The sequence below is a fragment of the Oceanicola sp. 502str15 genome (genome assembly GCF_024105635.1).
Taxonomy (GTDB): Bacteria; Pseudomonadota; Alphaproteobacteria; order Rhodobacterales; family Rhodobacteraceae; genus Vannielia.
The window spans coordinates 3351815-3378160 of sequence record NZ_WYDQ01000001.1 but is presented as its reverse complement, the minus strand read 5'-3'; the positions used below and the strand labels follow the sequence as shown (position 1 = coordinate 3378160).

The following is a 26346-nucleotide window of genomic DNA, read 5'->3' as shown; positions in this document are numbered from 1 at the left end:
GGCCATGGCCGTGGATCTCACCGAAACCCCGCCACCGCCCGCACCCGCGCGGCATTGTCCTCCGCCACCGTGCCATCCGCGTGCAGCAGCGAGTTCTCAAACCCCACCCGCATCTTGCCCCCGGCCTCCACCGCCGCGCGCAGGCACGCCGTCTCTCCCCGCCCGAAGGCGCACACCGCCCAATCGGCCGGCCGTCCGCCGAGCCAATCCATGAACGGCTCCAGCATCGCCGGGTCCGAGGCCTGCCCGGCCACATAGCGCCCGAGCACGAAAATCAGTTGCGTCTCCGCCTGCACCCCGCCCGGCAGCACCCGCTCCAGATGCACCGCATCCTCCCGGTCATACAGGATGTGCTGTATCGCAATCCCCCGCGCCGCGGCCTCGTCATAGAGCCGCGCCGCCAGCCCCTCGCCCTCCCGGCAGATCTCCCGCACCGAGACAGAGACCATATCCGCCCCCGAATGCAGCGCCACATGGGCCTGATGCCCCGGGCCATACCGCCCGCCCGACTCCGTGGTCACCTGCACCGCGAGGCCGGGCAGCGCCCGCGCCAGCTCCGCCAGCGCCTCGCGGTAGGCCCCCGAGTCGAGCAGATGCCCGCCCTCGCCGTCGCGCAGATGCAGGTGCAGCCCGTCGGCGCCCGCCGCCGCGCAGTCTCTGGCGCAGCGCACCACTTCCCCGAGGGTCAGCGGCAGGCGCGGGTGGTCATCATGTGTCTTGCTGGCGCCGTTCGGGGCCACCATCAGGCTGGGAAGCTGCATTGAAAATTCTCCTCGGCCCCAACCTCCCGCCTGCGCGGGGCAGCGTCAAGCCGCCCGGCGTCAGCCGGCAGCGCCCCCGCCCAGCGGCTCCCGGCGCAGCAGCCGAAACCGCCCGTCGTTACCCTCGCCGAACAGGCAAAGAGACCCAATCCGGAACGGCGCCGGAAGCAACCCCTCCAGCCGCTCCGCAAGCGCCGCCTCCACCCGGTCCGCTTCCGCGCCCTCCAGCCTGCCGGTGAGGGTCAGGTGAAACCGGAACTCCTCCATCACATAGGGGTAGCCCCAGCGCAGCAGCAGCGCATCCTGCCGCTCAGTCAGCCCCGCCGCCCGCCGCCGTGCCAGCTCGGCCGCCTCGGGCACTGCCCTGAAGCCATCGAGCCCCTCCACCACGCGCGCCGCAAGATGCTCGAGAGCCGCGCTGTCACCCACCGGCACAAGCGCCATGAACCGCCCGATCCGCGCCAGCCGAAGCCCCGCCATCTCCACCGGCTCCAGCCCCCGCGCCAGATCCTCCAGCGCTGCCTCCAGCCCGGCCCGGTCATGCCCTGCCGACAGCCGGAACGGCGGCTTGATCGTGCCATGAAACCCGTATTTCCGCGGCGCCTCGGCAATCGCCGCCATGTCGAGGCCCGGCACCTCCGGCTGCGCCACCTCCTGACCGCCTGCCGCATCCCAGCCCAGCCAAGCCGCGCCAAAATCGGCCAGCGGGCCCTCCGGCGGGGCGTAGTAGATCGCATATCGGCGGAACTCTTCCATCGGCCTCACCCTCCCGCACCCCTGCAACAGGGCCATGACAGATCCGCACAACCTGTTGCGAGATTTAACGAAAGGGAAGCCCCGGGCCCTGCGGCACGAAACCAAATGTTAACAGCGCCAATCCTATGGTTGCCGCCATCAGCTTGCCAACAAGACGCAGGAGGCCCAGATGCCGAACCAGCCAATTCCCTTCCCCGCGGTTGCCACCGCCACTGCCACAGCCGTATCCACGCGGCTGCGGGCACTCGTCCTCGACGATGACGATATCGACCAGCTCCGCCTGCAACGCATCTGCGAGCGGGCCGGGCTCGATCTCGACATCACCGAGGCCTACACCATCGCAGAAATGCGCCAAAAGCTCGAAACGCCCTTCGATGTGGCGTTCATCGACCATAACCTCGGCATGGAAACCGGGCTCGATGCGCTCAAGGTGCTCCTCGGCCACGAGGAGCAGACCCAGGTCATCCCGATCATGCTCACTTCCGTCACCCGCCGCACCATCGCGGTCGAGGCCATGCGCCAGGGCTGTGCCGACTACCTGGTGAAAGAGGAGCTATCGGTCGACAGCCTGCGCAAATCCATGGTCTCCGCCTTCGAGCGGCGGATGTTCTTTGCCTCCATTTCCGACGCGCGCTCGTTTCAGGAAAAGATGAAGCGCACGATCTCGCAGTTCCTCACCTCCTGCGGGCCGGAAATGCGCGAAATCCTCTCAACCACCCTCGGCCAGATCCGCAAGATGCGGGTGGACGCAAGCACCATGACCGTCGATGAGCATGTCACCATGCTGGAACGCGGCTGCAAGGATCTCGTGGTCTTCCTCGATGAACTGATGACCATCGTCGAGCAGGGCAAACGTGAAACCGCCCGCAACATCAAGCTCGTAGGCGGCTCTCATTAGGGCGCGGGCGGGGGGCACCGTGAAACGCGCGTCACCTGACGGAAGCGGGGCGGCGCATGCACTCGCCGGGCGGATCACGCTCATCGCCGTGGGCATGGTTCTCACGGTGAGCCTGCTCTACGGCTCCTACCACGTGCTCACCACGCGGTCGGCGGCGCTCCGGGCCGCGGAGTCCGATCTGCAACAGCGCGCCAGCTTCTACGCGGGCCAGATCTCTGCGGTCTTCCGCTCGGTCGAAGACCAGAGCGCCACGGTGTCCCGCCACCCCCCGATCGCCGGCATCGCGCGGGCGCTCCCCACCGGCATCGACCCGCTCGATGGCTCCACCCTCGACCACTGGAAGAGCCGCCTCGCCGTCATCATGGCCAACACCATCGAGGTGCAGCCGCATTTCACCCAGATCCGCCTGATCCTCGCCGATGACGGCTGGCACGAGATCGTCCGCGTCGATCAGCTCGGCGGCAAGCCGGTCCGCGTCTCCGAGTCCGAACTCCAGCGCAAGGGCGCCGAGCCTTATCTCACCCGCGCCCGCACCGACCCGGCCACCGCCCCCTATTTCTCCGCCATCACCTACAACCGCGAGCACGGCAAGCGCGACGGGGGGCCGGTCACGATCCGCTACATCCAGCCGGTCCGCGATGTGGCCGGCCAGCTCTACGCCGTGCTGGTGTTCAATGCCGACTACGAGCAACTGCTCCAGGCCGCCCGCCCCGAAGTCCTCAAGAACCAGACCGTCGCCGTGGTGAACAGCGCGGGCGACTATCTGCTCTTCGAGCCCGACGGCAAAACCTCCCGCCTCCATCACCACACCGATGCCGACTATCGCCCGCTGCCCGAGGTCGAGGCGCTCGGCAGCCAGCTCGGCACCCAGACCTTCGCCCACCTCGATGACGACCTCATCTACCTCTCCACCGTGCCGATTGATCCCTCCCGGCAGATCCCGGCGCAATTCGGGGTGCTCACCTTCGGCACCCGCGACCTGCTCGACGCCAACATCGCCGGAGTGCTGGTCCGCCATCTCCTCCTCACCATCCTGCTGGTCGGTTTCGCAGGCGTGGTGACCCACCTCCTCGCCTCCGAAATGGCCACGCGGTTCGAGCGTCTCACCCACGAGGTCGACCGCAGCCATGCCCGCTTGGGCTGGACCCTGCGCAACGTGGCCGACGGGCTCATCACCATTTCCGGCGATGGCCGCATCGAAGAAATCAATCCCGCCGCCGAAGACATGTTCGGCTATTCGGCCGCCGAGCTCGCCGGGCAGCCCCTCACCCGCCTGATGTTCGACCAGGACGCCACCGAGCACCCCGCCCGCGTCGCGGCCTCCGGCATCGGGGCGCAAAGCATCCGCATGGCCGGCAACCGCGAGATCTTCGGGCGCCACAAGTCCGGCCTCAAGGTGCCGCTCGAAATCTCGGTCACGCGGGCCGAACTCCACGGCGAGGTCAAGTTCATCGGCATGGTCCGCGACATCACCGAGCGCCACGCCGCCGAAAACCGGATGGCGGAGCTCGTCGGCCAGCTGCGGCGCTCCAACGAGGAGCTCGACCAGTTCGCCTATGTCGCCAGCCACGACCTCAAGGCCCCCCTCCGCGTGATCCAGAACGCCGCCGGCTGGCTGGCCGACGATCTCGCCCCCTACCTCGATGACGACACCCGCGAGAGCCTCGACCTCCTGCAAAGCCGCGCCACCCGGATGGAGCACCTCCTCAACGACCTGCTCGAACACTCCCGCATCGGCCGCCGCGAGCACTCCGTCGAGCAGGTCGGTGGCGCGGAATTTCTCGACAATCTCAAGGGCCTGCTGAACGTGCCCCCCGGCATGCGCTTCGAAACCGAGGGGCCCTTCGCCACCGCCACCCTGCCGCTCATGCCGCTGCAGGTCGTGCTGCTCAACCTCGTCTCCAACGCCTTCAAGCACCATGACCGCCCCGAGGGCCGGGTGCGCCTCGGCTTCACCGAAACCCCCGCCGCCTGGCTCTTCACCGTCGAGGATGACGGCCCCGGCATCGCCCCGGAGTTCCACGAACGGGTGTTCCAGATCTTCCAGACCCTGCGCCCCCGCGACGAGATCGAAGGTTCCGGCATGGGGCTAGCGATGGTGCGCAAGCATGTCGAGGTCGCCGGCGGCCGGATCGAGCTTCACTCCGACGGCACCCGCGGCACCACCTTCCGCCTCACCTGGCCCCGCCCCGCCGCCACGCCCCCACAGGAAATCGCCGCATGAACCAGCCCCTGCGCGTCCCGCCCCCCGTTGCAAAGGACCTCCTCAACATCATCCTGATCGAGGATGACGATGGCGATGCCAAGGCCGTCCGCCGCGCCCTCGCCAAATCCCGCATCGCCAACCCGATCCATCGGCTGCGCGACGGGATCGAGGCCCTCGGCTTCCTGCGCGGCGAGGCAGAAACCGCCCCGCCTGAGCACTTCCTCATCCTGCTCGACATCAACATGCCCCGGATGAACGGCCACGAGTTCATGGCCGAACTGCGCAAGGACGCGCGCCTCAACCGCGCGGTGGTCTTCATGCTCTCCACCTCCGAGGACGAAACCGACATCGCCCGCGCCTATGACAACAACGTTGCCGGCTACATCCTCAAGGGCAACGCGGGCCTCGACTTTCTGCGCCTGATCGACACCGTCGAGCACTTCTGGCGCCTCGTGATCCTGCCGGACATGTCGAAACCCGGCGTGCCACGGGGAGGCTAGACATGGTGCTCAAGGTTCTGGTGGTCGATGATGACGCGGGCGACCGAAAGCTCCTGCGCAGGCTCATAACCCAGCGCAGCGAAACCGCCGAGCTGAGCGAAGCCGCCAGCGGCGCCGAGGCCGCAACCGCCGACCTGCCCGACCCCGATGTGATCTTCCTCGATTACATGCTCCCCGACACGAAGGGCGTCGATCTCATCGCCCCCCTCTCCACCCGCTGGCCCCGCGCCGCCATCTGCGTCATGACCGGCCAGGGCGATGAGGAGATCGCCAAGGAATCCATCCAGCGCGGCGCCGTCGATTACCTGCCCAAGCGCAACATCTGCGCCTCCGCCCTCGACCGGGTGATCGAGACCGGCTGCAAGCTCGCCCGGATGCGCTGGCAGCTCGACGAGCAGCGCGAAGACCTGTCGATGTTCTCCGAGGTGCTCGTCCACGACCTCAAGGCCCCGATCCGCTCCATGCGCTTTCTGGTCGACAAGCTGAACGAAGACCTCGCCGAACAGCGCCAAACCGATGTCAGCCGCGATGTGCAGCTCATCGGCAAATCCGCCGACCGGCTCCACGCGCTGGTCACGAGCCTCGCCAGCCATGTCCACTTCGACCGCGAAACCCTGGCCGAGCATGTCACCGCCGCCGAGCTGGTCGAAGAGGCCCGCCTGTCGCTTCTGGCCGAGATCGAGCGCAGCGGGGCCGAACTTTCGGTCGAGGCCACCGGCAGCCTCATCTGCCACGCCCCGCAGATCGTGCAACTGCTGCAAAACCTCATCGGCAATGCCATCAAGTACGCTGGCAATGGCCCGCCCCGCATCACCATCCGCTGCACCGAGGCCGCCGACACGGTGCATTTCGAGATCGCCGACAAGGGCATCGGCGTCGCGCCCCAGTATCGCCAGACCATCTTCGAGCCCTTCAAGCGCCTGCCCGTCGCCGCCGCCATCCCCGGCACCGGCCTCGGGCTGGCCACCTGCCGCAAGGTGGTCGACCGTCACGGCGGGCGCATCTGGTGCGACGAAGCCACCACCGAGGGCACCTCCATCCACGTCACCCTGCCGCGCAGCACCGCAAAACTCGCCCGCACCGGCTGACCCGTTGCAGCCCGGCGCCGATGCTCTACCATCCGGGGCAACAAACGCCCCAGCCTGCAGGAGCAATAGGTGACCAACCCTCAAGAGCCAGCCGCCCCCCACGCCATCTACGGAGTCGATCGCTGGGGCCGCGGCCTCGTCGAAGTGATGGACAACGGCGAGATCGGGCTGGTCAACCCGCTCTCCCCCGGTGCGCAGCCCGTCAGCCTGCCCGGCATCGTCAACGCGCTCTCCCAACGCGGCATCCAGACCCCGGTGCTGCTGCGCATCACCCAGTTTCTCGAATACGGGCTCGGCCGCGTCACCGGCAGCTTCTCCGACGCCATCGCCCGCGCCGGGTACAAAGGCAGCTATCGCGGCGTGTTTCCGATCAAGGTGAACCAGCAGGAGCAGGTGGTTCGCCGTATTGTGGAGTACGGCGCACCCATGGGCTACGGCCTCGAGGCCGGCTCCAAGCCCGAGCTGGTCATCGCCCTCGGCCAGCCTCTTGCCCGCGAGGCGCTGATCATCTGCAACGGCACCAAGGACGAGGAGTTCGTCCGCCTCGCCACCCTGTCGCGCAAGGCCGGGTTCAACACCTATATCGTGCTGGAATCGCTGAACGAGGTCGATATCGCCATTCGCGTCGCCAAGGATCTGGGCATCGACCCGCTGCTCGGCGTGCGCATCAAGCTCACCAACCAGATCGGCGGCGCATGGGCCGCCAGCTCGGGCGACCGCTCCGCCTTCGGCCTCAATTCCGAACAGCTCGTTACGGCAGTCGAAAAGCTCAAGGAAGCCGGCCTGCTGCACTGCCTCACGCTCCAGCACAGCCACCTCGGCTCCCAAATCCCCGACGTCAACGACGTGCGCCGCGCCGCCTCCGAGGCCTGCCGCTACTTCACCGAGCTGCTGGGCGAGGGCGTGCCCCTCACCCACCTCGATCTCGGCGGCGGGCTGGGCATCGACTACACCGGCGAAGCCCGCGCCTCCGAAAGCTCGGTCAACTACTCGGTGGCCGAGTATTGCACCAACATCGTCGAAACCGTGAAATACGCGATGGACGAGGCCGGGGCATCCCACCCCACCCTCGTCACCGAAAGCGGGCGCGGCGTGGTCGCGCTCTCGGCCGCGCTGGTCTTCGACGTGCTCGAAACCACCCGCTACGATGTCGAAAGCGCCCCCGAGCCCGAGCCGGGCGACCATCACCTCGTGTCCGACATCGCCGGCATCGCCGCCTACCTCGAGCCGAACCGCCTGCAGGAGTGCATCAACGACGCCAGCTATTACCGCAACGAGCTGCGCGCCATGTTCCGCCGCGGCGCCATCGGCCTGCGCGAGGTGGCCCGCGGCGAGCGCATCTATCTCTGGCTCATGTCGCGCATCCACGACATCGCCGAGGCCCCCGGCGGCCCCGCCGAAATTCTCGACCAGCTCGACACCACCGCAGACATCCTGCACTGCAACTTCTCGCTGTTCCAATCGCTCCCCGACGTCTGGGCGATCGACCAACTCCACCCCCTCGTGCCGCTCCAACGGCTCAACGAGGCCCCCGACCGACGCGCCATCCTTGCCGACATCACCTGCGACAGCGACGGCAAGATCGACCGGTTCATCCTCGACGGCGGCACCGCCTCCACCCTCCCCGTGCACTCGGTCGAGGAGGGCGAGCGCTACCACTTCGGCACCTTTTTCGTCGGCGCCTACCAGGAAACCCTCGGCGACCTCCACAACCTCTTCGGCGACACCAACGTGGCCACCATCACCCTGCGCGACGATGGCGGCTTCGATCTGGTCGAGGAGCTTCAGGGCGACACGATCAGCGAGGTTCTGAGCTACGTCGAATACACCCCGCGCAACATCTCCGACGGCTTCCGCAAGCGGGTCGATGCCGCCATTTCCGAGGGCGGGATCGACGCCAACGAGGGCCGCGAACTGATCGAGGCCTTCCGCAACTCGATGAACGGCTACACCTACTTCGAATAGGCCCTAGGCCTGCTTCTTCGGCCTTTGTGCCAGCACCGAGATCAGCGCCAGCATCCCCGAGCCCAGCATCAGCACCACCGATGTTGCGTTCAGCACGGGGGTGCTGCCCGCCTTCACCATGCGGTCATACATGGTGATGGTCAGCGGCGAGTCGGAGCCGACGAGGAAGAGCGTGGTGTTGAAGTTCTCGAAGCTCACCAGGAAGGCGACCACGAAGGCCGAGAACATCGCCGGCACCAGAAACGGCAGCGTCACCGTCGCCAGCGTGCGCACCCGCGAGGCCCCGAGGTTCAGCGCCGCCTCCTCCAGCGAAATGTCGAACTTCTGCAGCCGCGCGGCGATCACCAGCGATGTGATCGTCACCAGAAACGAGAACTGCCCCAGCACCACCAGCGGCACGCCGGGCCGCAGCCATGTGAGGAAGAGGCCAAACCACTGGTCGGCCAGGTTGGCGAGGGTCGAGGCAAACACCAGGATCGAGATGCCAAGGATCACCCCCGGAATCACCAGCGGCACCACCATCAGCACGTAGAGCGCGTTCTTGAACCGGAAGTCCTTGCGCACGAAGAGGAAGGCGTTGCAGGTGCCCACCGCCACCGAAAGCGCCGCCACGATCACCCCGATATAGAGCGAGTTGCCAAGCCCCTGCAGCAGCCGGTCGTCATGAAACAGCCCCAGCTTCGGCTCGTTGGGCGAAAAGAACCAATCCCAGGTGAACCCGTTCCACGGCAGCGACGGAAACATGCTGTCGTTGAAGGCAAACACCCCGGCCGCCACCAGCGGTGCCACGAGGTAGAGAAAGAAGGCCACCACGTAGCCCCGGTAAATCCACATCAGCCCGGCGGAACCCTGCATCGCCCTACTCCTTCGCCACGGTGGTCGCCAGGCTCTGCCCGGTCAGCCGGAGCCCGGCCCAGACCACGAAGGAGGTGAAGACAAGCAGCGAAACGCCAAAGGCCGAGCCGCTCTCCCAGTTGTATCGGGTGATGAACTGGTTGTAGATCTGCTCGGTGAACCAGCTCGAATTCTTGCCCCCCAGCAGGATCGGCGTGAGGTAGCTGCCCGCCGTGAGCATGAAGGTGATGATGCAGCCCGCCACGATGCCGGGCATCGCATAGGGCACGATGATCCGCCGAAATACGGTGACGCGCGAGCCACCAAGGTTGTAACCCGCCTCCAGCAGCGCGTCGTCCATGCCTTGCAGGGTGCTCACCAGCGGCACGATCATGAACAGGATCACCGTGTAGACCAGCCCGATGATCACCGTCATGTCGTTATACAACATCTCCACCGGCTGGTTTATGATCCCCCATTTCACCAGCGTCATCGAGATCACCCCGGTTTCGCGCAACAGCACGATCCAGCCGTACGCCCGCACAAGGTCACTCACCCACAGCGGGATGAGGCACATCAGGAACAGCGCCGCCCGGCTCCGCTCCCGCGCGATCTTGGCAATGTACCACGCAATCGGAAAGCCGATCACCAGCGCCAGCGCCGTGACCAGAATGCTCATCCAGGCCGTGCGCAGCAGCGTGTTGCGATAGACCGGCTCGGTGATGAAATCTATGTAGTTCTTCAGACCGTATTCATACTGGTTGATCCCCACCTTCTCGCGGATCGACACATAGCCAATCCCGAACTGCGGCAGGATGATCAGCAGCCCGATCCACAGCGCAAAGGGCGTGAACAGCAGGATCAGCGAGAGCTTGCCCGCATCGCGGCTCATACGCCGGGCCTCCGGGCAAAGATCCGGGCACGCTCCGGGCTCCAGCTCACCGTCACGGCGCTGCCCTGCTCCACCCCGGCGCGTTGCTCCGGGTCGGCCACCTCGATCAGGTGCCGTCCGGTCTGCACCAGAATCCGGCTCGAGGCGCCGTTGAACAGAAGGCTCTCGACCTTGCCGCCAAGCTGGCAGCCGGCATCGCCCGCACCCAGCTTCAGCGCCTCCGGCCGCAGAAACACCTCCACCGCATCGCCGCTCTTGCTGCCATCGGAGACGGTGCCAACCACCTCCTGCCCGCCTTCCAGCTTCACCTTGCCCTGGCTGCCGCGCACCTCGCCCAGCTTGCCCCCAAGCACCGTGGCATCGCCCACGAACCCGGCCACGAAGCCCGAGGCGGGCGCGTCATAAAGCGCCTTCGGGGCGCCGATCTGCTCGAAGCGCCCGGCGTTCATCACCGCCACGTTGTCGCTCATCACCAGCGCCTCGCTCTGGTCATGGGTGATGTAAAGAAACGTGGTCTCGAACTGATGCTGCAACTGCTTCAGCTCGATCTTCATATGCTCGCGCAGCTTGAGGTCCAGCGCGCCCAGCGGCTCGTCCAGCAGCAGCACATCCGGCTCCAGCACCATGCAGCGCGCAATGGCGATCCGCTGCTTCTGGCCGCCCGAGAGCTGCTCGATCTTCTTGTCCTCGTTGCCCGGCAGCCCCACCCGGTCCAGCACGCGGGCCACCTTGCCGGCAATCTCGCTCTTCGGCTCGCCGCGGCAGCGCAGGCCATAGGCAATGTTCTCGCCCACGCTCATCATCGGAAACAGCGCGAGGTGCTGAAACACCATCTTCACGTTGCGCTTGTTGGGCGGCAGCCGCAGCACGCTCTCGCCCTTGATGGCAATATCCCCCGAAGTCGGGCTCTCGAAGCCCGCGATCATCCGCATCAGCGTGGTCTTGCCGCAGCCCGACGGCCCGAGGATCGAAAAGAACGACCCCGAAGGAATGTCGAGCGACACATCGGAGACGGCGGTAAAGGTGCCGAACGTCTTGGTGAGATCGGTGCAGCTCAGGTCATACATGGGGGCGGTCTTTCTGTCTTCCGGGCGGGCGTAGGGCGGGACTTGTCCCGCCATCCCGCAATGAAAAAGGGCCGGAGCGCAAGGCCCCGGCCCGTTCTCTCAATTGGCAGCCTTGATGCGCTCCAGCGCCAGGCCTTCCATGTCTTCGATCCCCGGCGGGATGTTGGCAAAGAACTTCAGGTTATCCAGGTCAGTCTGGTCGAACCCTGCCGAAATCGCCGCTTTCTTGTCGTCGGGCATCAGGTCGATCCCGTTCGGCACGGCGGCAATGGCGCCGGTCGAGGCCGACATCATCTTGGTGATCTCGGGCCGCAGCACGAAGTTGATCCACTTGTAGGCCGCATCGTCCGCCTCGCCACCGCGCGGGATGGTGAAGGTGTCGATCCAGGCCAGCGCGCCGGTTTCCGGCGGCACGAACACGATGTCGGGGTTCTCGCCGTAAAGCTTGAAGGCGGTCGAGTCCCATGTCTCCGACACCACGACCTCGCCCGAGAGCATCAGCGCACTCAGGTCGTCGCCGCCGCTCCAGTAGGTTTTGATCACGGATTTGCAGGCGATGAGCTTCTCGGTCACCTCGTCCAGCATCTGCTGGTAGGCTTCCGGGTCGGCGTAGAGGGCAAACGGGTCTTTGCCCATGCCGAAGGCGGTGCCCAGCAGGATCGTGCGGCGCAGGCGCATCGAGGTGCGGCCAGCGTATTTTTCGTCGCACAGGTCGTTCCAGCCTGTCACATCCGGGGCTTCGGCGGTGTTCGCCATGATCCCGCTGGTGCCCCACTGGTGCGGCACCGAGTAGACCTCGCCCTCGATGGTGGTGTTGGCCTTCACGCCTTCGAGCAGGTTCGGCGTCATCTTGTCGGTGTCGATCTTGCTCAGATCGAGCGGCTTGTAGATGTTGTACTCGAGCTGCGCGGCATAGACCCGGTCATGGCTCGGCTGGGCAAGGTCAAAGCCGGTGCCGCCGGTGGCGCGGAGCTTGGCGATCATCTCCTCGTTGTTCGACAGCGTCACCTCAACGTCGATGTCGGGGTATTCCTCTTCGAACTTCGCAATCACATCCTCGGGCGCATAGCCGCCCCAGGTGAGCAGGCGCAGCGTCTCGGCGCTGGCGGTGCCGGCTGCCAGAACCATCGCGGTTCCGGCAAGCAGGGCGCGGAAAGTGGGTTTCATTTCAAGTCCTCCGGTTGGGTCATTGACGTTGGAGCGGCCCGTCTGACGCGGGCCTTTGGTGAGTGAAGCCCAGAACCGCACGGATCGAAAGGAAAATTCCGTGCGCGGGCCTTAACCGATACACTGCCGTTACAAACCGAAGCGGTCCATCATCCGGTAGCTCGCCACCGCGGCCGGCAGAAACCACGGATCGCCGCTGTAGAGAGGCCGCGTCGGAAAGCCGGGCCGCATCATCGCGGTCTCCCCGGCCTTGTCCCCCAGCACCCTGAGCCCCGCTTTCATTCCCAGATAGGAGGCCATACCGATCCCCGATCCGCAATAGCCCATGGCGTGGTGGATCGGCCCCGTCGCGCCGGTATGGGCCAGCTTGTCGAAGGTGAAGGCCACAAACCCCATCCAGCTATGGCTGATCCCCACGCTCTCCAGCTCGGGAAAGAGCCGCACCATCTCGGCCCTGAGCCGCTTCGCCGCCATCCCCGCCCCCGCCTCGCCCGCCGCCGCGCGCCCGCCGAACAGCACCCGCTTTCCATCCGGCGAGGCGCGGTAGTAGTAGATCACCCGGCGACTGTCGCAATACACCCGGTTCTGCGGAAACAGCCGGGCAACATCGGCCTTCGGCAGCTCCTCCGTCGCTATGATGTAACTGCCAATCGGGATCACCCGCTTGCGGTGCCATGGCGCGGCCTTGGGCGTGTATCCATTGGTCGCAATCACCACGTCCGAGGTGGCGATGCGGCCATGCGGCGTGCTGACGGTCACGCTGTTCAGCCCCTCGTCCATCGCCTCCGCCGGGCAGTCGGGCACCACCGTCACCCCGGCGGCCAGCGCCGCGTTCAGCAGCCCGGCATGGTAGCGGCCCGGGTCGAGCGACCCGTAATTCCGGTGCACGATCCCACCGTGATACCAGTCGCTCCCGATCTCCCCGCGCTGCGCGCCCTTCGGCACCGCGATGACATGCTCGCCATCCGCCTCCCGGCTCATCTCCACGTAGGCGCGCGCCGTGGCCGCCCCGTCGAACCGCCCGCAGAGCCGATAGTCGCAGTCGATCCCCTCCGCGCCGATGAAATCTCCCAGAAACGCCAGCGAAGCCGGCCCCTCGGCCCGAATCGCCGCCGCCGTCTCGGCCCCGTGCTTCGCCGTCAACGCCCGCAGGCTCGGCTTGATCGAATAGCTGAGTTGCCCGCCATTGCGTGTGCTGCACCCCTCCCCCGGCTGGCCCTTTTCCAGCACCACCACGCTGCGCCCGCCCCGCGCAATCTGAAGCGCGGCATGCAGCCCGGTGTAGCCCGAGCCGATCACCACCGCGTCGGCGCGTTGCGGCAGCGGCGGACGCTCGATCTGCGCAGGCGGGGTGGTGTCCCACCAATAGGGCGTGGATTTCAGCTCCATCGGCAGAGCCTGCCCTGTCGCCGGTTTCGTTTCAATCCGCCGCGCTCACGGCATGGGCGGCCTTGTCGAGCCACTCCGGCGCAATCTCCACGCCCCAGCCGGGCGCCTCTGTCACGCTCACCCTGCCGCCCTCCACGCGGTAGGGGTCGTTCCGGTAAAGCCCGTATTGCCAGGGGTAATAGTCGGCCTCCTCGATGGAGAACTCCAGGTAGGGCCCGGCATTGGGGATGGCCCGCAGCAGGTGCATTGTAAATAGTGTTACAAGTCCCAGATTGGCCGCATGGGGCGTCACCACCAACCCCGCCGCCTCGGCCATCTTCGCAATCCGCAGCGTGCGCCCGATGCCACCGGCATAAAGCACATCCGGCTGCGCCACGTTCACCGCCTTCAGCTCGAACATCCGCTTCCACGTCGGCAGCCAGCAATCCTGCTCGCCCCCCGTCACGTCGATCTCCAGCGCCGCCGTCACCTCGGCGGTCTGCTCCAGCTCCCAATAGGGGCAAGGCTCCTCGTAATGCACGATGCCATTGTCCTGCAGCATCTTCCCGTAATGTATCGCCCTCTCCGGCCCGTAGCAGGAGTTCGCATCCGCCAGCAGCGCCACCCCCGCGCCGCCCACGGCCCTTGCGATGATGGGGATGATCTCTTCCGTCCGCCCCTCCCACTCATCCTGCCCGCGCCCGCACTCGGCTCCGATCCGGAACTTGAAGGCATCAAACCCCTTCTCCCCCCGCAGCCGCCGAAAGCGCTCGGCCTCCTGCTCCGGCGTGATGTCCCGCTTCATCGAAGAGGCATAGGCCCGCAACGGCCCGGCGCTCCCGCCCAGCAGCGCCGCCACCGGCTTTCCCGCAACCTTCCCGCGCAGATCCCAAAGCGCCGTCTCCACCCCGCCGATCGCCCGGCACATGTAGGAGCCCGGAAACTTGTGCTCCTTCTCCCAAGCCCGATCAAACAGGTCATCCGCGCCGGTCTCCGGGTCAAACTCCACCCCCAGCACATGCGGCGCCACCTGCCGGTGCAGCACCTGCGCCGTGATATCGCTCTGATAGGTCGAAACCTGCCCCCACCCCTCGTTGCCCGCCTCGTCGGTCACGCGGGTAAAGCCGACATCCGGCGTGGCAAAGGTTTCGATCTTGCGGATCTGCATGGCGGCGCTCCTTCTTTCGGGGCCGATAGAACGCGGGGCGCGAGGCGCGGGCAAGGGGCAAAGCGTCAGAGCCGCGCCGCCACGAGGTCGGCGGCCTTCTCCCCGATCATCAGCGCCGGGGCGTTCAGGTTGCCCGAGGTGATCGCCGGGATCACCGAGGCATCCGCCACCGTCAGCCCCTCCACGCCCCGCAACCGAAGGTCCGGCGTCACCACCGCCGTCTCTTCCGCGCCCATCGCGCAGGTGCCGCAGGGATGGAAGACAGAGCCTGTGACGGCCCGAATGTAGTCTTCCAGCGCCGCCCGCTCCGTCACCGCCGGGCCGGGCTTCAGCTCCGCGCGGGTCACCTCGGCCAGCGCCGGTTGGGCGGCAATGGCCCGCATGATCGGCACCGAGGCCAGCAGCTCGTCAAGGTCTTCCGGCGCGCTCAGGTAGTTGGGCCGGATGGCCGGGGCCTCCATCGGGTCCGCCGAGCGGATGTGCAGCGCGCCCCGGCTCTTGGGGTGGCAGTTGGAGATCCCGATCATGAAGCCCGCAAAGGCATCGGGCTTCATCAGCCGTCGCTTGCCCGGCACGGCGCGGGTGTAGGACAGAGGCGAGAAGTACAGTTGCAGGTTGGGCCGCTCCCGCCCCGCATCGCTGCGCACGAACCCGCCCGCCTGATTGACCGAGAGCGAAAGCGGCCCGCCCCGTGTGATCACATATCGCATCCCGGCCCCGGCCCGGCCCAGCCACGAGCCCAAAGTGGCATTCAGCGTCGGGGTGGTGGCCTCGTAAACAAGGTCAAACCCGATGTGATCCTGCAGGTTCTGCCCCACCCCCGGCGCGGCACAAACAGTCTCTATCCCGTGGGAACTCAGCATTTCCGGGTCGCCCAGCCCCGAAAGCTGGAGGATCTGCGGCGAGCCGATAGCCCCGGCCGCGAGCACCACCTGCCGCGTCGCCTTCACCTTCACCAGCCGGTCGCCGCGCTGAAACTCCACGCCGCTGCACCGCCGCCCCTCGAACAGCAGCCGGGTTACATGGGCGCCCGTCTCCAGCCGCAGGGCCCGGCGCCGCAGCGCGGGCCGCAGGTAGCCCGCCGCCGCCGAGGCGCGAAAGCCGCCCCGCGTGGTGATCTGGTAAAACCCGACCCCCTCCTGGCGCGCCCCGTTGAAATCCCCGTTCCGCGCATGGCCCGCCGCCTGCCCGGCGGCGACGAAGGCATGACTCAGCGGATGCACCTCCGCCGACACCTCCTTCACCCCGATCGGCCCGCCCGTGGCACGCCAATCGTCGGCCCCCGCCGCGTTGTCTTCCAGCCGCTTGAAATAGGGCAGCACCTCTTCGTAGCTCCACCCGGCACAGCCCGCCGCCGCCCAGCGGTCGTAGTCCTCGGCCTGCCCCCGGATGAAGACCATCGCGTTGATCGAACTCGAACCGCCAATCACCTTGCCCCGCGGCCAATAGGCCGCGCGCCCGCCCAGCCCCGGCTCCGGCTCGGTGTAGTAGCGCCAGTTGAGGCGCGGGTGGTAGAACGCCCCGCCATAGCCGATCGGCATCCGCACCCATGGGCTCAGATCGCCCCCGCCCGCCTCCAGCACGCACACCCGCAGCCCGGCCCGCTCCGCCAGCCGCGCCGCCACCACGCAGCCCGAAGAGCCCGCGCCCACCACCACCACGTCGCATTCGATCGTCTCCACAGGCCACGCTCCCCTGCCTTTGAAGCCCCGACCCTAAAGCCCCACTACGGCTCCCTCTCGGTGAACCGGTTGAACGGCTCGACATCGCAAAGGAACTTGACCGCCATGGCGAGGGAATAGGGATTTCGCGCAAGCTTCGAGATGGTCATACTGCCCGGGACGATCCTTTCCGCGGACCTTCCATGGCCCCTGAACTCCGTCCGCGACTGTTACCGCGTGCCGGCAAGCCGGTCCATCGTTTCTCGCCCCAATCCGAGCGATCCGCCCTGCCCCACGTCACTTGAGCAACAGCCCGACCCCCGCACCCGGCACCGCCCTGAAAGCCCTCAGCCCGCGGCCTCCTGCGCCAGCGCAACCCGCGCCTGCAACCGGCTCTGGGCCTGGTCGATGACGACGGCGGCCACGATGACCAAGCCCTTGATGACCATCTGCCAGAAGGACGACACGCCCATCATCACCAGCCCGTCGGACAGGATGCCGATGACAAAGGCGCCCACGATCGTGCCCCAGATCCGTCCGCGCCCGCCCGACATAGACGTGCCGCCAAGCACCGCCGCGGCAATGGCATTCAACTCGAAGAACTCGCCGGTCGCCGGGTGGGCGGCCTTGAGTTGTGAGGCAATGATAAGCCCCACCAGAGCAGCCATCAGACCAGAGAACATGTAGACAAACATCTTCACCCGCCGCACCCGCACGCCCGAAAGCTCCGCGCCGCGCTCGTTGCCGCCGGTCGCATAGATATGCCGCCCCAGCGGCGTGCGCTGGGCGATGTAGGTCGCCAGCAGCGCAACCGCGATCAGGATCCAGATCATCACCGGAATGCCAAACAGGTTGCCCGCCCCGATCAGCGGAAAGGTGTGCGAGCCATAATCCGGGTTGCCGTTGAGGTTCGGAAAGGTCCGCCCCCCCGACATCAGCAGCGCCGCACCCCGCGCGATGTAGAGCATCCCAAGCGTGGCGATGAAGGGCGCAACGTTGAGCCGCGTGATCAGCAGCCCGTTCACCCAGCCCACGAACACCCCCACCACGCAGACCATCAGCACGATCTCCAGCGTGTTGAACTGGATAGACCAGCCAAGGCCGAGGTCTATGCCGTTAAGCAGCAGATAGCCCGCAATCATCGAGGTGAGCCCCACTACCGAACCAACCGACAGGTCGATGCCGCCAGTGATGATCACATAGGTCATGCCGATCGCGAGAAAGGCGTTGATCGCGACATGCTTCGAGATCAGCACCGCGTTGGCCACGCTCAGAAAGTTCGGCGCGGCGAAGGCGAAGTAGCCGAACACGAGGATCAGGGCCACAAAGGTGCGGGCCTTGAGCAGCAGCAAAAGCCAGTTCACCTGTGCTGCCGGTTGCGATTGGGCGGTGACGCTCATGCGGCGCTCTCCCTGACTGAAGTGATTGGAGAGGCTGCCGCAAGCACTTCGGCCACCTCCGACCTGTTGCTGAATTCGCCGGTCACCCTGCCGTCGGCCATGACCAGAACCCGGTCGCTCAACGCCATGCATTCCTCGATCTCCGAGGTCGAGAACAGCACCGCCAGCCCCTCGGCCGCGAGCTGGCGCATCACGCGATAGATCTCGGCCTTGGCGCCAACGTCGACGCCCCGGGTCGGCTCGTCCATCAGCAAAATCTTCGGCCCGGTCATCAGCGCCTTGCCGATCACCACCTTCTGCTGGTTGCCGCCCGACAGCGACGAAACCGGATTTTCCTGGCTGGAAACCTTGATCGTCAGCCGCTTGATGAACTCCATCGCCCGCGCCGCCTCTTTCCCGAGATCAAGGTGAAACCCGCGCGCGAGGCTGCCCAGCGACGACAGCGTCAGATTCTCGCGGATCGCCATGATCTGCACCAGCCCGTCACGCTTGCGATCTTCCGGCACCAGCGCGATCCCCTGCGAGATCCGGTCGGCAATGGCGGTGCTCCGTAGCGCCTTTCCGTCGATGAAGTAGCGCCCCAGCGAGCTGCCCGGATGCCGCCCGATGATGCATTCCATCAACTCGGTGCGCCCCGCCCCCATCAGCCCGTAGATCCCCACGATCTCGCCGGCCTTCACATCGAGCGAAACGTGATCCACGTGGTAGCCGCCGCCCATCTTGGGCAACACCACATCCTCGGCCCGAAACACCTCGTCGCCCGGCTCATGCCCGATCGACGCTGCAAAATCCTTCTGCGCCCCGCCGATCATCGCCTCCACGATCCAGCGCAGGTCCACGCCGTCCATGCTGCGGCTACCGGTGATCTCGCCGTCGCGCAGCACCGTGATGTAGTCGCCAATCCGGATCAGCTCCTCCAGCCGGTGCGAAATATAGACAATCCCCACCCCCTGCGCCGTCAGCTCGTCGATCAGCTTGAACAGCACCTCCACCTCAACCGCCGAAAGCGCAGAGGTCGGCTCGTCGAGGATCAGGATGCGCGCATCCTCGGCCAGCGCCTTGGCAATCTCCACGATCTGCTGCTGCCCGATCTTCAGGAAGCCGAGCGGCGTATCGGGGTCAATCTTCTGTTCCAGCCTGCGGAGCAGCTCCGCGCTGCGCGCCCGCTGGCTTCGGGTGTCGAGATGAAACCCCGCCCGGGTCGGCTCGTTACCGATGAAGATGTTTTCGGCCACCGACATGTCGGGAAACAGGTTCAATTCCTGAAACACAATGCCGATGCCCGCCCGCACCGCGTCATCCTTGGTCTGAAACTGCACCGGCTGCCCGTCAACGGTGATCTGCCCCTCCGTCAGCGGCTCGACGCCGGAAATCACCTTCATCAGCGTCGACTTGCCCGCGCCATTCTCGCCCACCAGCACGTTGACCGCACCCATGCGGATATCGAAATCCACGCCCTTGAGCGCCCGCGTCCCGGGGTAGACCTTCACCGCATCGCGAATGCTGAGGCCAATGGGATGCTTATCGCTCATGGCTGAAAACTCAGCTCGGCAGGAGTCACGATCACCTCGTCACCGGCGCCACGAAGCGGCGTGATGCCAAGGAAGGTCACGGTGCGGCCCAGCGGGTCGCCCTCCGGCAGCACGATGCTGGCGGTGATCCGGTCGTTCAGCGCCCGCGAGAGCTTGGCATATTCGATCTGGTCGCGGAAATCGTCGAAGTTGTAGAACGGCACGCCGTCGCGCAGGGCTGTGCCCTTGATGACCGGGCCAAGCTGCAACGTCACATCGGCAGCAGCGTCATCGTCGGTGTCGAGGCCCAGGGTGCGGGCCCGGCTTTCGAGATTGGCCTCCACAACAACACCCGTGCCCCGAACCGGAAAGTTCCACGCCGCGCCCGCCCCGGCGCCCCGCTGGGCATGGGCAGTCCCGGCGGCTTCGAGGTCTGCGGCAATCTGGCGGCGCAGCTCCCCAACGTCGAGCGCCTTGTCGCGGATATGGGGCAGCAGTTGCGGCTCGAAGGTCTCTTCCAGCCGCGCCGCGTTGCGGGCGTCATCACCCTCCGGCCCTGCCGGAATTTCGGTCTCGTCCTTGTCGGAGTCATAGACGATCTTGCAGCCCGCCACGCCAAGAGACATGGCGGCTGCCAGCGCGAGCAGGAATGCCCTGTTCATCTTTCTGCTCTTCCTTGTTCCCGTTGCGCGAAGTCCGCGCGTGAACGCCACGCGCGGACCCATGCTGAGGCAAAAGCCGATCACTTCAGCGCGAAGGTCTCGAGCTGTGCAGCATTGTCGCCATTCACCAGAACGCAGTCCATGAGCTGCTTCTCGTCCATGCCCGTCGAGCCGGTCTTCAGGTACTTGTCGGCCTGCTCCACCGCCATCTGCGCCTGTGCATAGGCCGGCTGAAGCACGGTGGCCTTGATGCCGCCCGCCTTGATCGAGTCGCGCACGTCGTTGGAGCCGTCGAAGCCCACCACGATCACGTCGGTCCGGCCGGCGGCTTCCAGCGCGGCCCATGCGCCCATCGCCATGGTGTCGTTGCCCGAGATCACGCCCTTGATGTCGGGGTTGGCCTGAAGCATCGACTCCATCACCGTGAAGGCTTCGGTCTGCGACCAGTTCGCGGTCTGCTGGGCCACCATCTCCAGCTCGGGATACTGGTCGATCACGTCATGGTAGCCTTGGCTGCGAATGCCGGCGTTGGTGTCGCTCTCCTTGCCCACCAGTTCTGCATATTTGCCCTCTTCGCCCATCAGCTTCACGAACTCCTCGGCGCCAAGCTGCGCGCCCTGGTAGTTGTTCGAAACGATCTGGCTGACGGCAACGCCCGTCTCGGTGATCTCGCGGTCGATCAGGAACGACGGAATGCCCGCGTCCTTGGCCTTCTGCACCGCCGCCACCGAGGCATCGGCCCCGGCGTTGTCGAGAATGATCGCCGAAACACCCGCGGCGATGACGGTGTCGAACAGCTCCGACTGCTTGTTGGCGTCGTCATCGTGCACAAGCACCATTGTCTCGTAGCCCAGCTCCTTCGCCTTGGCTTCGGCACCATCGGCCTCCGCCTTGAAGAACGGGTTGTCATGGCTCGGGGTGATGATCGCGATGGTGTCTGCCGATGCCATCACTGGCAGCGCCAAGAGCGCCGTCGCCGCGGCCCGGATTACAGTCTTGAACGTCATGTCTTTCTCTCCTCCGTGTTGTCCGACCCCCTTGTTCACCGGGTCGCCGGAACCATTGTGCGCCCTCCTCAGCCAATGCTGTCGGTCGGCACGCTCCTCCCTTCAGCCGCCGAAACATAGGCGGCCTCCACCAGCGCGAATGTCTTCAGGTTGTCAGCGCCGGAGGTCTCCGGCACCGCGCCTTCCGACAGGCAGTGAATGAAATGCTGCTGAATGGTCACAACGCTCTCCTGAATGTTGTGCCAGGGGCGCTCGGCCCAATCGAGCAGCGGCGGCGAGGCGTCGATCACCTCTTCCTCGCCCCCGGCCTGAACCGTCAGCCGATAGCCCGCATCAAGCCGAATGGTGCCTTCCGGGCCGTCGATCTCGATCAGCGTCTCGGGAAAGGTCTCGGGGCTGCGGCGGCTGGCATAGGAGCAATCGACCACGCTGGCCATGCCGCTTTCATGGGTGAGCAGGATCGTCGCCACATCCTCCCCATTGATCGCCGGGTTCACCCGCGTCGTCACCGCCGACACGCGGGCAACATCGCCCATCAGCGCGCGCACCACGTCGAGCACATGAATGCCGAGGTCTTCGATGATGAAGCGTTTGCCTTCAGCCAGATATGGCTGGCCCGAAAACACGTCATAGCCCGAGCGAAACGAGCCACGGCAGAAAAACGGCGTCCCGATCCGGCCCGCGCGCACCAGCTCGATCACCCGGCGCACCGCCGATTGCCACCGAAAGTTCTCGTGCACCATCAAGGTCTTGCCCGCCCTGTCGGCGGCCTCCACCATCGCGCGGGCGTCGGCCATGTTCTCGGCAAATGGCTTCTGGCAGATCACGTGGACACCATGGCGCAGCGCCAGTTCCACAAGCGGGCGATGGGTCGGGGCGGTGGTGATGATATCGACGAAGTCGAGCTGATGGCGTGTCAGCATCTCCTCGGCATCCCCGTGCACATGGGCAATGTCAAAGGCGCCCGCAGCGGCCTTCGCCTTCTCCGCGTCGAGGTCGCAGAGCGCAACGATCTCTGCCCCCTCAACCGCCTTCCAGCCGTTCAGATGGTTGCCGGCAAAGAATCCGGTGCCAATGATACCGCCTTTCAGCATGTCCCCTCCAAGACTGTTCTCCCCCGCCCCGCGTCCAAGGCGCAGGCACCGTAGAATGCCCGCGCAACCGGCAGAAGCGGAGTTCGCGACCATCGCCTGCGGAAACCCGCAAGCCCGATCCGCGCCGCCGTGATGGGCACCCTCTCCACGCTCAGCCTTCCATCTCGAGCATTGCCACCGCGTAGCCCTCAAGGCGCAGGTCGCTCTGCTGTTTGCGCGGCGCCGTGTCGAGCCAATTCGGGTCTTTCATCGCCGCCGATGCACTCGCGCCATCGAGGATCGTCACCTCCGCCGCGCGCGGCAGCGCAAGGCTCTGCGGGCTCCGGGTCAGGTTCGCCACCATGATCCGCGTGGCCCCGTTCACCGTCGCGCCATAGGCGGCAACCCCCTCCGGCAGCCCGCTCAGCGCCACCCGCGGATGCCCCGCCATCTCCCGGGCCAGCCGCACCACGTGATAGAGCGGCACAACCACGCCCTCCCCCCGGTCGAAACCGGGCTGAAGAAAGCGCTGGCGCATATAGGCCAGCCCGAACGGGCCGGTCGGCGCCCCGAGGCACAGCGCCTCCACCCGGCTGCCCGCCGTGCTCGCCAGCACACCCACCGCCCAGGCCGCCCCGAACAGCCCCCGATGGCGCGGGTCCGCCCGGGCCATGGTCTCGCGCAACTGCACGGTATTTTCCGAAACCGAGCTGCCGTAGGGATTGGTCCGCATCCCGATGGACACAAGCCCGAGCCGATAGGCAAGCCCGCCGGAAAGCGCCTCGGCGCTGGAAAACACCTGCGGCAGCGCCTCCAGCGTTTCCATCACCGAGAGATCATCGCTGGCATGCACGGTGGCCGAGTTGCCATGAAAGACATAATCGCAAACCGCAGGATCGGGCCGGCAGCGATTGAACTCGGTGAAGTTGGTCAGCATCCCGCCGCCGATCAGCGCCTCCCGAAAGACCCGCCGCGCCGCCGCAACCAGCTCGTGCGGCTGCGGCCCCTCGGGCCAGGTGGCGCTCGGCTGGTAGCTCTTGAGATAGGCCTCGTTCAGCGCGAGCACCCGCTCCGGCGCAATCCCGGCCGCAGCCAGCTTCGCGGCCAGTGTATCGATCGCCGCAAAGGGCTCCGCATCCTCAAGCAGCAGCTCAACGTCGATCCCCGCCCCGAGCCTCCCGGCCAGCAAACCCGCCTCATCAAGGAACGCAGGCGCCACCGAGGCCCGCAACCGCAACAGCAGATGCGAGGCCCCGCACCCCGCGATCAGATCACGCGCCGCCGCATCGCCTTCCCAGCCCTCCTCCAGCGCAAGCCCGATGGCCGGGGCAACCTGCCCGAGAGGCTCCACACCGAGCGCCGGGGCCCGTTCCGCCCGCCGCACCACCGGCGCATCCCCCCTCAGCGAGAGCCGGACCCGCTGCGTCACCGGCGCGCCGATCTCGTAGGTAAAAGGCTCCTTCAGCGGCACGCAGTAGGTCTTGTAGGAGGCGTCCGACCAGTTGCGCTGATCCTCCATCTCGAAAACTTCGCCCTCAAAGCTCACATCCACATGGGCCGCACCGATGGCATAGGCGAGGCCAGTGATCTCCTTCATCGGCTGCGACGGCATGATCTGCTCGGGAAAGCGGGTGATCTCCTCCGCACCCCCCGGATGGGTCACGCGCACCGAACCGCCCGAAAGGCCGAGGATCGGATGCAGCACCGTCAGCCCGGCCCGGTTGGTCGCAAAGGGGCCGCCCACCGGCGTCATGGTCACGGAAACAGTCAGCAACCCGGCGTCATTGGCCGAGAACTCCACCACCAGCCCCAGCCGCCCGCCGCTCACCTCCTGCTCGATCCGCCCGGTGATTCGCCCATCCGAGCGCGCGGTTGCATCGTTGAGCGTGACGCAAGGATAGGTCGCCCAGTTCTCGTCGCGAACGGGCCAGCTGATCGCCCGCACAAGCTCGACGCCATGCCACTTGATGCTGCGGATGGACTGCTCCGAAAGCAGAAACGACAGCGCACCAACCTGCATGGCCCGCCACGGCACCGGCGGCTCCATCGTGCCGAAGATCGCAACCAGGTCTGTCGGATCTCCTCCCGATCCCGACACGGCAATGCCGCCCGTCTCCATCCCGCTGTCCAATGCCCTGTTCCTCACCTCGCCACGCTACCGGGCGCGCGGTTGGCCGTCAGGGTGATTCAGGGCGAATTGCTTTCGGCAAAGTGCAGCCCCCCCTGCGGGATCCCGCAACCATCGGCGTCATTGCCTGCATTCCTGCACCTTGGCGGGTGGCGCGCCAGCGCGTAGCATTCCCGATCAAGGGGAGGAGGAGGAGACAATGGACCTGGCTGCGGAGAGCGAGCTCGATCACTACCTGGCGATCTCCCGGGCGGTGGCCGGCGAGATGGATTTGCAGAATGTTCTCAACGGCATCGCCGGTGCGGTCAAATCCAAGCTGCTGGAGTATCACCACCTCGACGTTGCGGTCGTCACGCCCGGCGACAAGTCCAAGCACTTTGCGCTGGAAACCGGGATCGAAACGGTCTGGAACCGCGATGGCGAGGGCCGCCCGAACGCGCTCGCCCCCGTGCGTCAGGTGCTGAGCGGCGAGATCGGCAACCTCGTCACCGGCGATGCCTGGACAGACCCGCGCTTTCACTTCGACGGCGCAGACGACGCGCCGATCTTCGAGGCCAACCTGCGCAGCCGCATCCATGTGCCGCTGACGGTGCATGGCGAGGTCATCGGCGTCCTCAGCTTCTCCTCTCCCGAGCGCAACGCCTACGGCGAGGACGACGTGCGCAAGGCCCAGAACGTGGCAGACTTGATCGCCCCCTATTTCTACGCCCTCAACATGTCGGATCAGGCGCAGTCCTCCGCGCGGGCCGAAGGCGCGGCACGCGGGCGCGAGCACTCGCTGCGCCACGGCGCGCAGCGCCTGACTGAGGCGATGGAGGCAGAACGCCTCCGCCTCGGCATGGAACTCCACGACCAGACCCTGGCCGACCTCTCCTCGGTCTTCCGCAGGGTCTCCCGCCTCGCCGGGCAACCCGGCCCCGACAGCTCCGAACTTCAGGAAATCGCCAAGGCCATCTCGCGCTGCACCACCGATCTGCGCGGCATCATCGAAAACACCAAGCCCGGCGTGCTCGACCTCTTCGGCGTCACCCAGGCCATCGAGGCCCAGCTCGAACGCGCCACCCAGGGGCAGGACCGAAAGATCGCCACAAAGGTCATCGACGACACCGACAACCTCCTCGACCGCTCCGAATACCGCCTGCAACTGGCCGTGTTCCGCATCGTGCAGGAGGCGGTGACGAACGCGGTCAAGCATTCCGAATGCAGCACCATCACCGTCCGCCTGTCGATCGAAGACCACAGCCTCGGCATCGTCGTCGCCAACGACGGGCGGGTGCCGCTGGTCGGCTGGCGGCGGTCCAACCGGGGGGTCGACAACATCCGCATCCGCGCCGCCCTGATCGGCGCACGCGTCGAGTTCGAGCGTGATCCCAACGGCTCGGGCAGCCGCACCATCCTCAACATTCCCTGCGAAATCGTGCGCGCAGGCACACAAGGCCCGGGCCTCCCCAACGAGCCTGCCGCCCAGACCTCACCCCCCTCCCTGCATCACTTTGCGGACAGCGCGTCATGAAGATCCTCATCGCCGAAGACGACCCGTTTCATCGCTCCTTCCTCGCAGGCGCCGTGCGCGAGGCCCTGCCAACCTGCGAAACCCTCTTCGAGGCAACCGGCGGGCAGGACGCCATCGACATTGCGCTCGCCAACGAGATCGACGGCGTCGTGATGGACCTCCAGATGCCCGAGGTCTCCGGAATCGCCGCCGCCTCCAGAATCTGGGAGAACCGCCCCGACATGCGTATCCTGTTCTGGTCGAACTACTCCGACGAGGCCTATGTGCGCGGCGTGTCCCGCATCGTGCCCAAGGAGGCGGTCTACGGGTATCTGCTCAAGACGGCTTCGGCCCATCGTCTGGGGCTGGCGATGATGGGGATCTTCCTCGAAGACCAATGCATCATCGACCGCGAGGTGCGGGGCGTCCAGCAGCGCGCGATGGACCTGCACCAGGGGCTGTCGAACACCGAATTCGAGGTTCTGACAGACATCGCCCTGGGCCTGACCGACAAGGGCATAGCCGCCCGCCGCGGCGTCTCCACCCGCTCGGTCCAGAGCCGGCTGAAGCAGCTCTACGAAAAGCTCGGCATCGACCAGATGTCCCCCAATGACGACAGCTCGACCTTCAACTCCCGCTCACGCGCCGTGGCCATCGCCCTGTCGCGCGGCCTGCTGAACCTCGAGAGCATGTCCGCCGCCGAGGTCAAGCTTCAGGTCTGGATGGGCAACTGATCCCGGGA

At 66.3% G+C, this 26346-nt stretch carries 22 protein-coding genes; 7 read left to right on the top strand and 15 right to left on the bottom strand.

From position 1 onward, the window contains the following. Positions 1-17: 17 nt before the first annotated feature. A complete protein-coding gene (locus tag GTH22_RS16595; RefSeq protein ID WP_252946642.1) occupies positions 18-761 on the bottom strand; it encodes a 3-keto-5-aminohexanoate cleavage protein in 744 nt (247 codons plus the stop codon). Positions 762-821: 60 nt separating this feature from the next. Next, a complete protein-coding gene (locus GTH22_RS16590) occupies positions 822-1517 on the bottom strand; it encodes a DUF1045 domain-containing protein (RefSeq protein ID WP_252946641.1) in 696 nt (231 codons plus the stop codon). A 169-nt stretch (positions 1518-1686) separates the two neighbouring features. Between GTH22_RS16590 and GTH22_RS16585 the strand changes: the two genes are divergently transcribed. The 5 genes from GTH22_RS16585 to speA all read left to right on the top strand — a co-directional run bounded on the left by GTH22_RS16585 (position 1687) and on the right by speA (position 8174). Continuing rightward, a complete protein-coding gene (locus GTH22_RS16585; protein ID WP_252946639.1) occupies positions 1687-2415 on the top strand; it encodes a response regulator in 729 nt (242 codons plus the stop codon). Between the two features lie 19 nt (positions 2416-2434). Further along, positions 2435-4639 carry an ATP-binding protein gene (locus GTH22_RS22285; protein ID WP_252946637.1) on the top strand — a complete coding sequence of 735 codons (2205 nt, stop codon included), beginning with the start codon at positions 2435-2437 and terminating at the stop codon, positions 4637-4639. After that, on the top strand, positions 4636-5121 hold the full coding sequence (locus GTH22_RS16575; RefSeq protein WP_252946636.1) for a response regulator: 486 nt from the start codon (positions 4636-4638) through the stop codon (positions 5119-5121). Before GTH22_RS22285 ends, GTH22_RS16575 begins: the two co-directional genes overlap by 4 nt. 2 nt (positions 5122-5123) lie before the next feature. Next, positions 5124-6209: an ATP-binding protein gene (locus GTH22_RS16570; protein WP_252946634.1), complete on the top strand. Its 1086-nt coding sequence runs from the start codon at positions 5124-5126 to the stop codon at positions 6207-6209. A 69-nt stretch (positions 6210-6278) separates the two neighbouring features. Then, positions 6279-8174 carry a biosynthetic arginine decarboxylase gene (gene speA / locus GTH22_RS16565; RefSeq protein ID WP_252946633.1) on the top strand — a complete coding sequence of 632 codons (1896 nt, stop codon included), beginning with the start codon at positions 6279-6281 and terminating at the stop codon, positions 8172-8174. Positions 8175-8177: 3 nt separating this feature from the next. On the opposite strand, the gene GTH22_RS16560 is transcribed toward speA, so the two are convergent. The 13 genes from GTH22_RS16560 to GTH22_RS22225 form a co-directional block, all read right to left on the bottom strand. After that, positions 8178-9029, bottom strand: coding sequence for an ABC transporter permease (locus GTH22_RS16560; RefSeq protein ID WP_252946632.1), 852 nt, complete (start codon positions 9027-9029; stop codon positions 8178-8180). A 4-nt stretch (positions 9030-9033) separates the two neighbouring features. After that, positions 9034-9900, bottom strand: a complete 867-nt coding sequence (locus tag GTH22_RS16555) for an ABC transporter permease (protein WP_252946630.1) — start codon at positions 9898-9900, stop codon at positions 9034-9036. Further along, entirely contained in the window at positions 9897-11021 is a 1125-nt protein-coding gene (locus GTH22_RS16550; protein ID WP_252946628.1) for an ABC transporter ATP-binding protein, read from the bottom strand. Before GTH22_RS16550 ends, GTH22_RS16555 begins: the two co-directional genes overlap by 4 nt. Positions 11022-11066: 45 nt before the next feature. Beyond that, a complete protein-coding gene (locus GTH22_RS16545; protein ID WP_252946626.1) occupies positions 11067-12134 on the bottom strand; it encodes an extracellular solute-binding protein in 1068 nt (355 codons plus the stop codon). A 129-nt stretch (positions 12135-12263) separates the two neighbouring features. After that, a complete protein-coding gene (locus GTH22_RS16540; RefSeq protein ID WP_252946625.1) occupies positions 12264-13523 on the bottom strand; it encodes an FAD-binding oxidoreductase in 1260 nt (419 codons plus the stop codon). A gap of 31 nt (positions 13524-13554) precedes the next feature. Then, on the bottom strand, positions 13555-14670 hold the full coding sequence (locus tag GTH22_RS16535; protein WP_252946623.1) for a mandelate racemase/muconate lactonizing enzyme family protein: 1116 nt from the start codon (positions 14668-14670) through the stop codon (positions 13555-13557). 65 nt (positions 14671-14735) lie between these two features. Continuing rightward, positions 14736-16352 carry a GMC family oxidoreductase N-terminal domain-containing protein gene (locus GTH22_RS16530; protein ID WP_252946622.1) on the bottom strand — a complete coding sequence of 539 codons (1617 nt, stop codon included), beginning with the start codon at positions 16350-16352 and terminating at the stop codon, positions 14736-14738. Positions 16353-16678: 326 nt separating this feature from the next. Continuing rightward, a complete protein-coding gene (locus tag GTH22_RS16525; RefSeq protein ID WP_252946621.1) occupies positions 16679-17731 on the bottom strand; it encodes an ABC transporter permease in 1053 nt (350 codons plus the stop codon). Beyond that, the gene (locus tag GTH22_RS16520) at positions 17728-19263 is read right to left on the bottom strand and encodes a sugar ABC transporter ATP-binding protein (protein ID WP_252946620.1); all 1536 of its coding nucleotides are present in this window, start codon (positions 19261-19263) and stop codon (positions 17728-17730) included. Before GTH22_RS16520 ends, GTH22_RS16525 begins: the two co-directional genes overlap by 4 nt. Continuing rightward, on the bottom strand, positions 19260-19904 hold the full coding sequence (locus GTH22_RS16515; protein WP_252946618.1) for a DUF2291 family protein: 645 nt from the start codon (positions 19902-19904) through the stop codon (positions 19260-19262). The genes GTH22_RS16520 and GTH22_RS16515 overlap by 4 nt, the downstream gene beginning before the upstream one ends. An 80-nt stretch (positions 19905-19984) precedes the next feature. Beyond that, positions 19985-20911 carry a D-ribose ABC transporter substrate-binding protein gene (locus GTH22_RS16510; RefSeq protein ID WP_371928362.1) on the bottom strand — a complete coding sequence of 309 codons (927 nt, stop codon included), beginning with the start codon at positions 20909-20911 and terminating at the stop codon, positions 19985-19987. Positions 20912-20979: 68 nt separating this feature from the next. Beyond that, complete coding sequence (locus GTH22_RS16505) at positions 20980-22005, bottom strand: Gfo/Idh/MocA family protein (protein WP_252946617.1); 1026 nt, start codon at positions 22003-22005, stop codon at positions 20980-20982. A gap of 151 nt (positions 22006-22156) precedes the next feature. Next, positions 22157-24115, bottom strand: a complete 1959-nt coding sequence (locus tag GTH22_RS22225) for a hypothetical protein (protein WP_305884665.1) — start codon at positions 24113-24115, stop codon at positions 22157-22159. 196 nt (positions 24116-24311) lie between these two features. On the opposite strand from GTH22_RS22225, the gene GTH22_RS16495 reads away from it, so the two are divergent. Both GTH22_RS16495 and GTH22_RS16490 read left to right on the top strand, forming a co-directional pair. Beyond that, positions 24312-25625, top strand: a complete 1314-nt coding sequence (locus GTH22_RS16495) for a GAF domain-containing protein (RefSeq protein WP_252946615.1) — start codon at positions 24312-24314, stop codon at positions 25623-25625. Beyond that, a complete protein-coding gene (locus tag GTH22_RS16490; RefSeq protein WP_252946614.1) occupies positions 25622-26338 on the top strand; it encodes a response regulator transcription factor in 717 nt (238 codons plus the stop codon). The genes GTH22_RS16495 and GTH22_RS16490 overlap by 4 nt, the downstream gene beginning before the upstream one ends. The last annotated feature ends 8 nt before the right edge of the window (positions 26339-26346 follow it).

Excerpts from the sequence above, each read along its gene's own strand:
- GTH22_RS16595 (WP_252946642.1), bottom strand. The coding sequence starts at position 761 with ATGCAGCTTCCCAGCCTGATGGTGGCCCCGAACGGCGCCAGCAAGACA.
- GTH22_RS16590 (WP_252946641.1), bottom strand. The coding sequence starts at position 1,517 with ATGGAAGAGTTCCGCCGATATGCGATCTACTACGCCCCGCCGGAGGGC.
- GTH22_RS16585 (WP_252946639.1), top strand. The coding sequence starts at position 1,687 with ATGCCGAACCAGCCAATTCCCTTCCCCGCGGTTGCCACCGCCACTGCC.
- GTH22_RS16575 (WP_252946636.1), top strand. The coding sequence starts at position 4,636 with ATGAACCAGCCCCTGCGCGTCCCGCCCCCCGTTGCAAAGGACCTCCTC.
- GTH22_RS16570 (WP_252946634.1), top strand. The coding sequence starts at position 5,124 with ATGGTGCTCAAGGTTCTGGTGGTCGATGATGACGCGGGCGACCGAAAG.
- GTH22_RS16560 (WP_252946632.1), bottom strand. The coding sequence starts at position 9,029 with ATGCAGGGTTCCGCCGGGCTGATGTGGATTTACCGGGGCTACGTGGTG.
- GTH22_RS16555 (WP_252946630.1), bottom strand. The coding sequence starts at position 9,900 with ATGAGCCGCGATGCGGGCAAGCTCTCGCTGATCCTGCTGTTCACGCCC.
- GTH22_RS16550 (WP_252946628.1), bottom strand. The coding sequence starts at position 11,021 with ATGGCGGGACAAGTCCCGCCCTACGCCCGCCCGGAAGACAGAAAGACC.
- GTH22_RS16545 (WP_252946626.1), bottom strand. The coding sequence starts at position 12,134 with ATGAAACCCACTTTCCGCGCCCTGCTTGCCGGAACCGCGATGGTTCTG.
- GTH22_RS16540 (WP_252946625.1), bottom strand. The coding sequence starts at position 13,523 with ATGGAGCTGAAATCCACGCCCTATTGGTGGGACACCACCCCGCCTGCG.
- GTH22_RS16535 (WP_252946623.1), bottom strand. The coding sequence starts at position 14,670 with ATGCAGATCCGCAAGATCGAAACCTTTGCCACGCCGGATGTCGGCTTT.
- GTH22_RS16525 (WP_252946621.1), bottom strand. The coding sequence starts at position 17,731 with ATGAGCGTCACCGCCCAATCGCAACCGGCAGCACAGGTGAACTGGCTT.
- GTH22_RS16520 (WP_252946620.1), bottom strand. The coding sequence starts at position 19,263 with ATGAGCGATAAGCATCCCATTGGCCTCAGCATTCGCGATGCGGTGAAG.
- GTH22_RS16515 (WP_252946618.1), bottom strand. The coding sequence starts at position 19,904 with ATGAACAGGGCATTCCTGCTCGCGCTGGCAGCCGCCATGTCTCTTGGC.
- GTH22_RS16510 (WP_371928362.1), bottom strand. The coding sequence starts at position 20,911 with ATGACGTTCAAGACTGTAATCCGGGCCGCGGCGACGGCGCTCTTGGCG.
- GTH22_RS16505 (WP_252946617.1), bottom strand. The coding sequence starts at position 22,005 with ATGCTGAAAGGCGGTATCATTGGCACCGGATTCTTTGCCGGCAACCAT.
- GTH22_RS16495 (WP_252946615.1), top strand. The coding sequence starts at position 24,312 with ATGGACCTGGCTGCGGAGAGCGAGCTCGATCACTACCTGGCGATCTCC.
- GTH22_RS16490 (WP_252946614.1), top strand. The coding sequence starts at position 25,622 with ATGAAGATCCTCATCGCCGAAGACGACCCGTTTCATCGCTCCTTCCTC.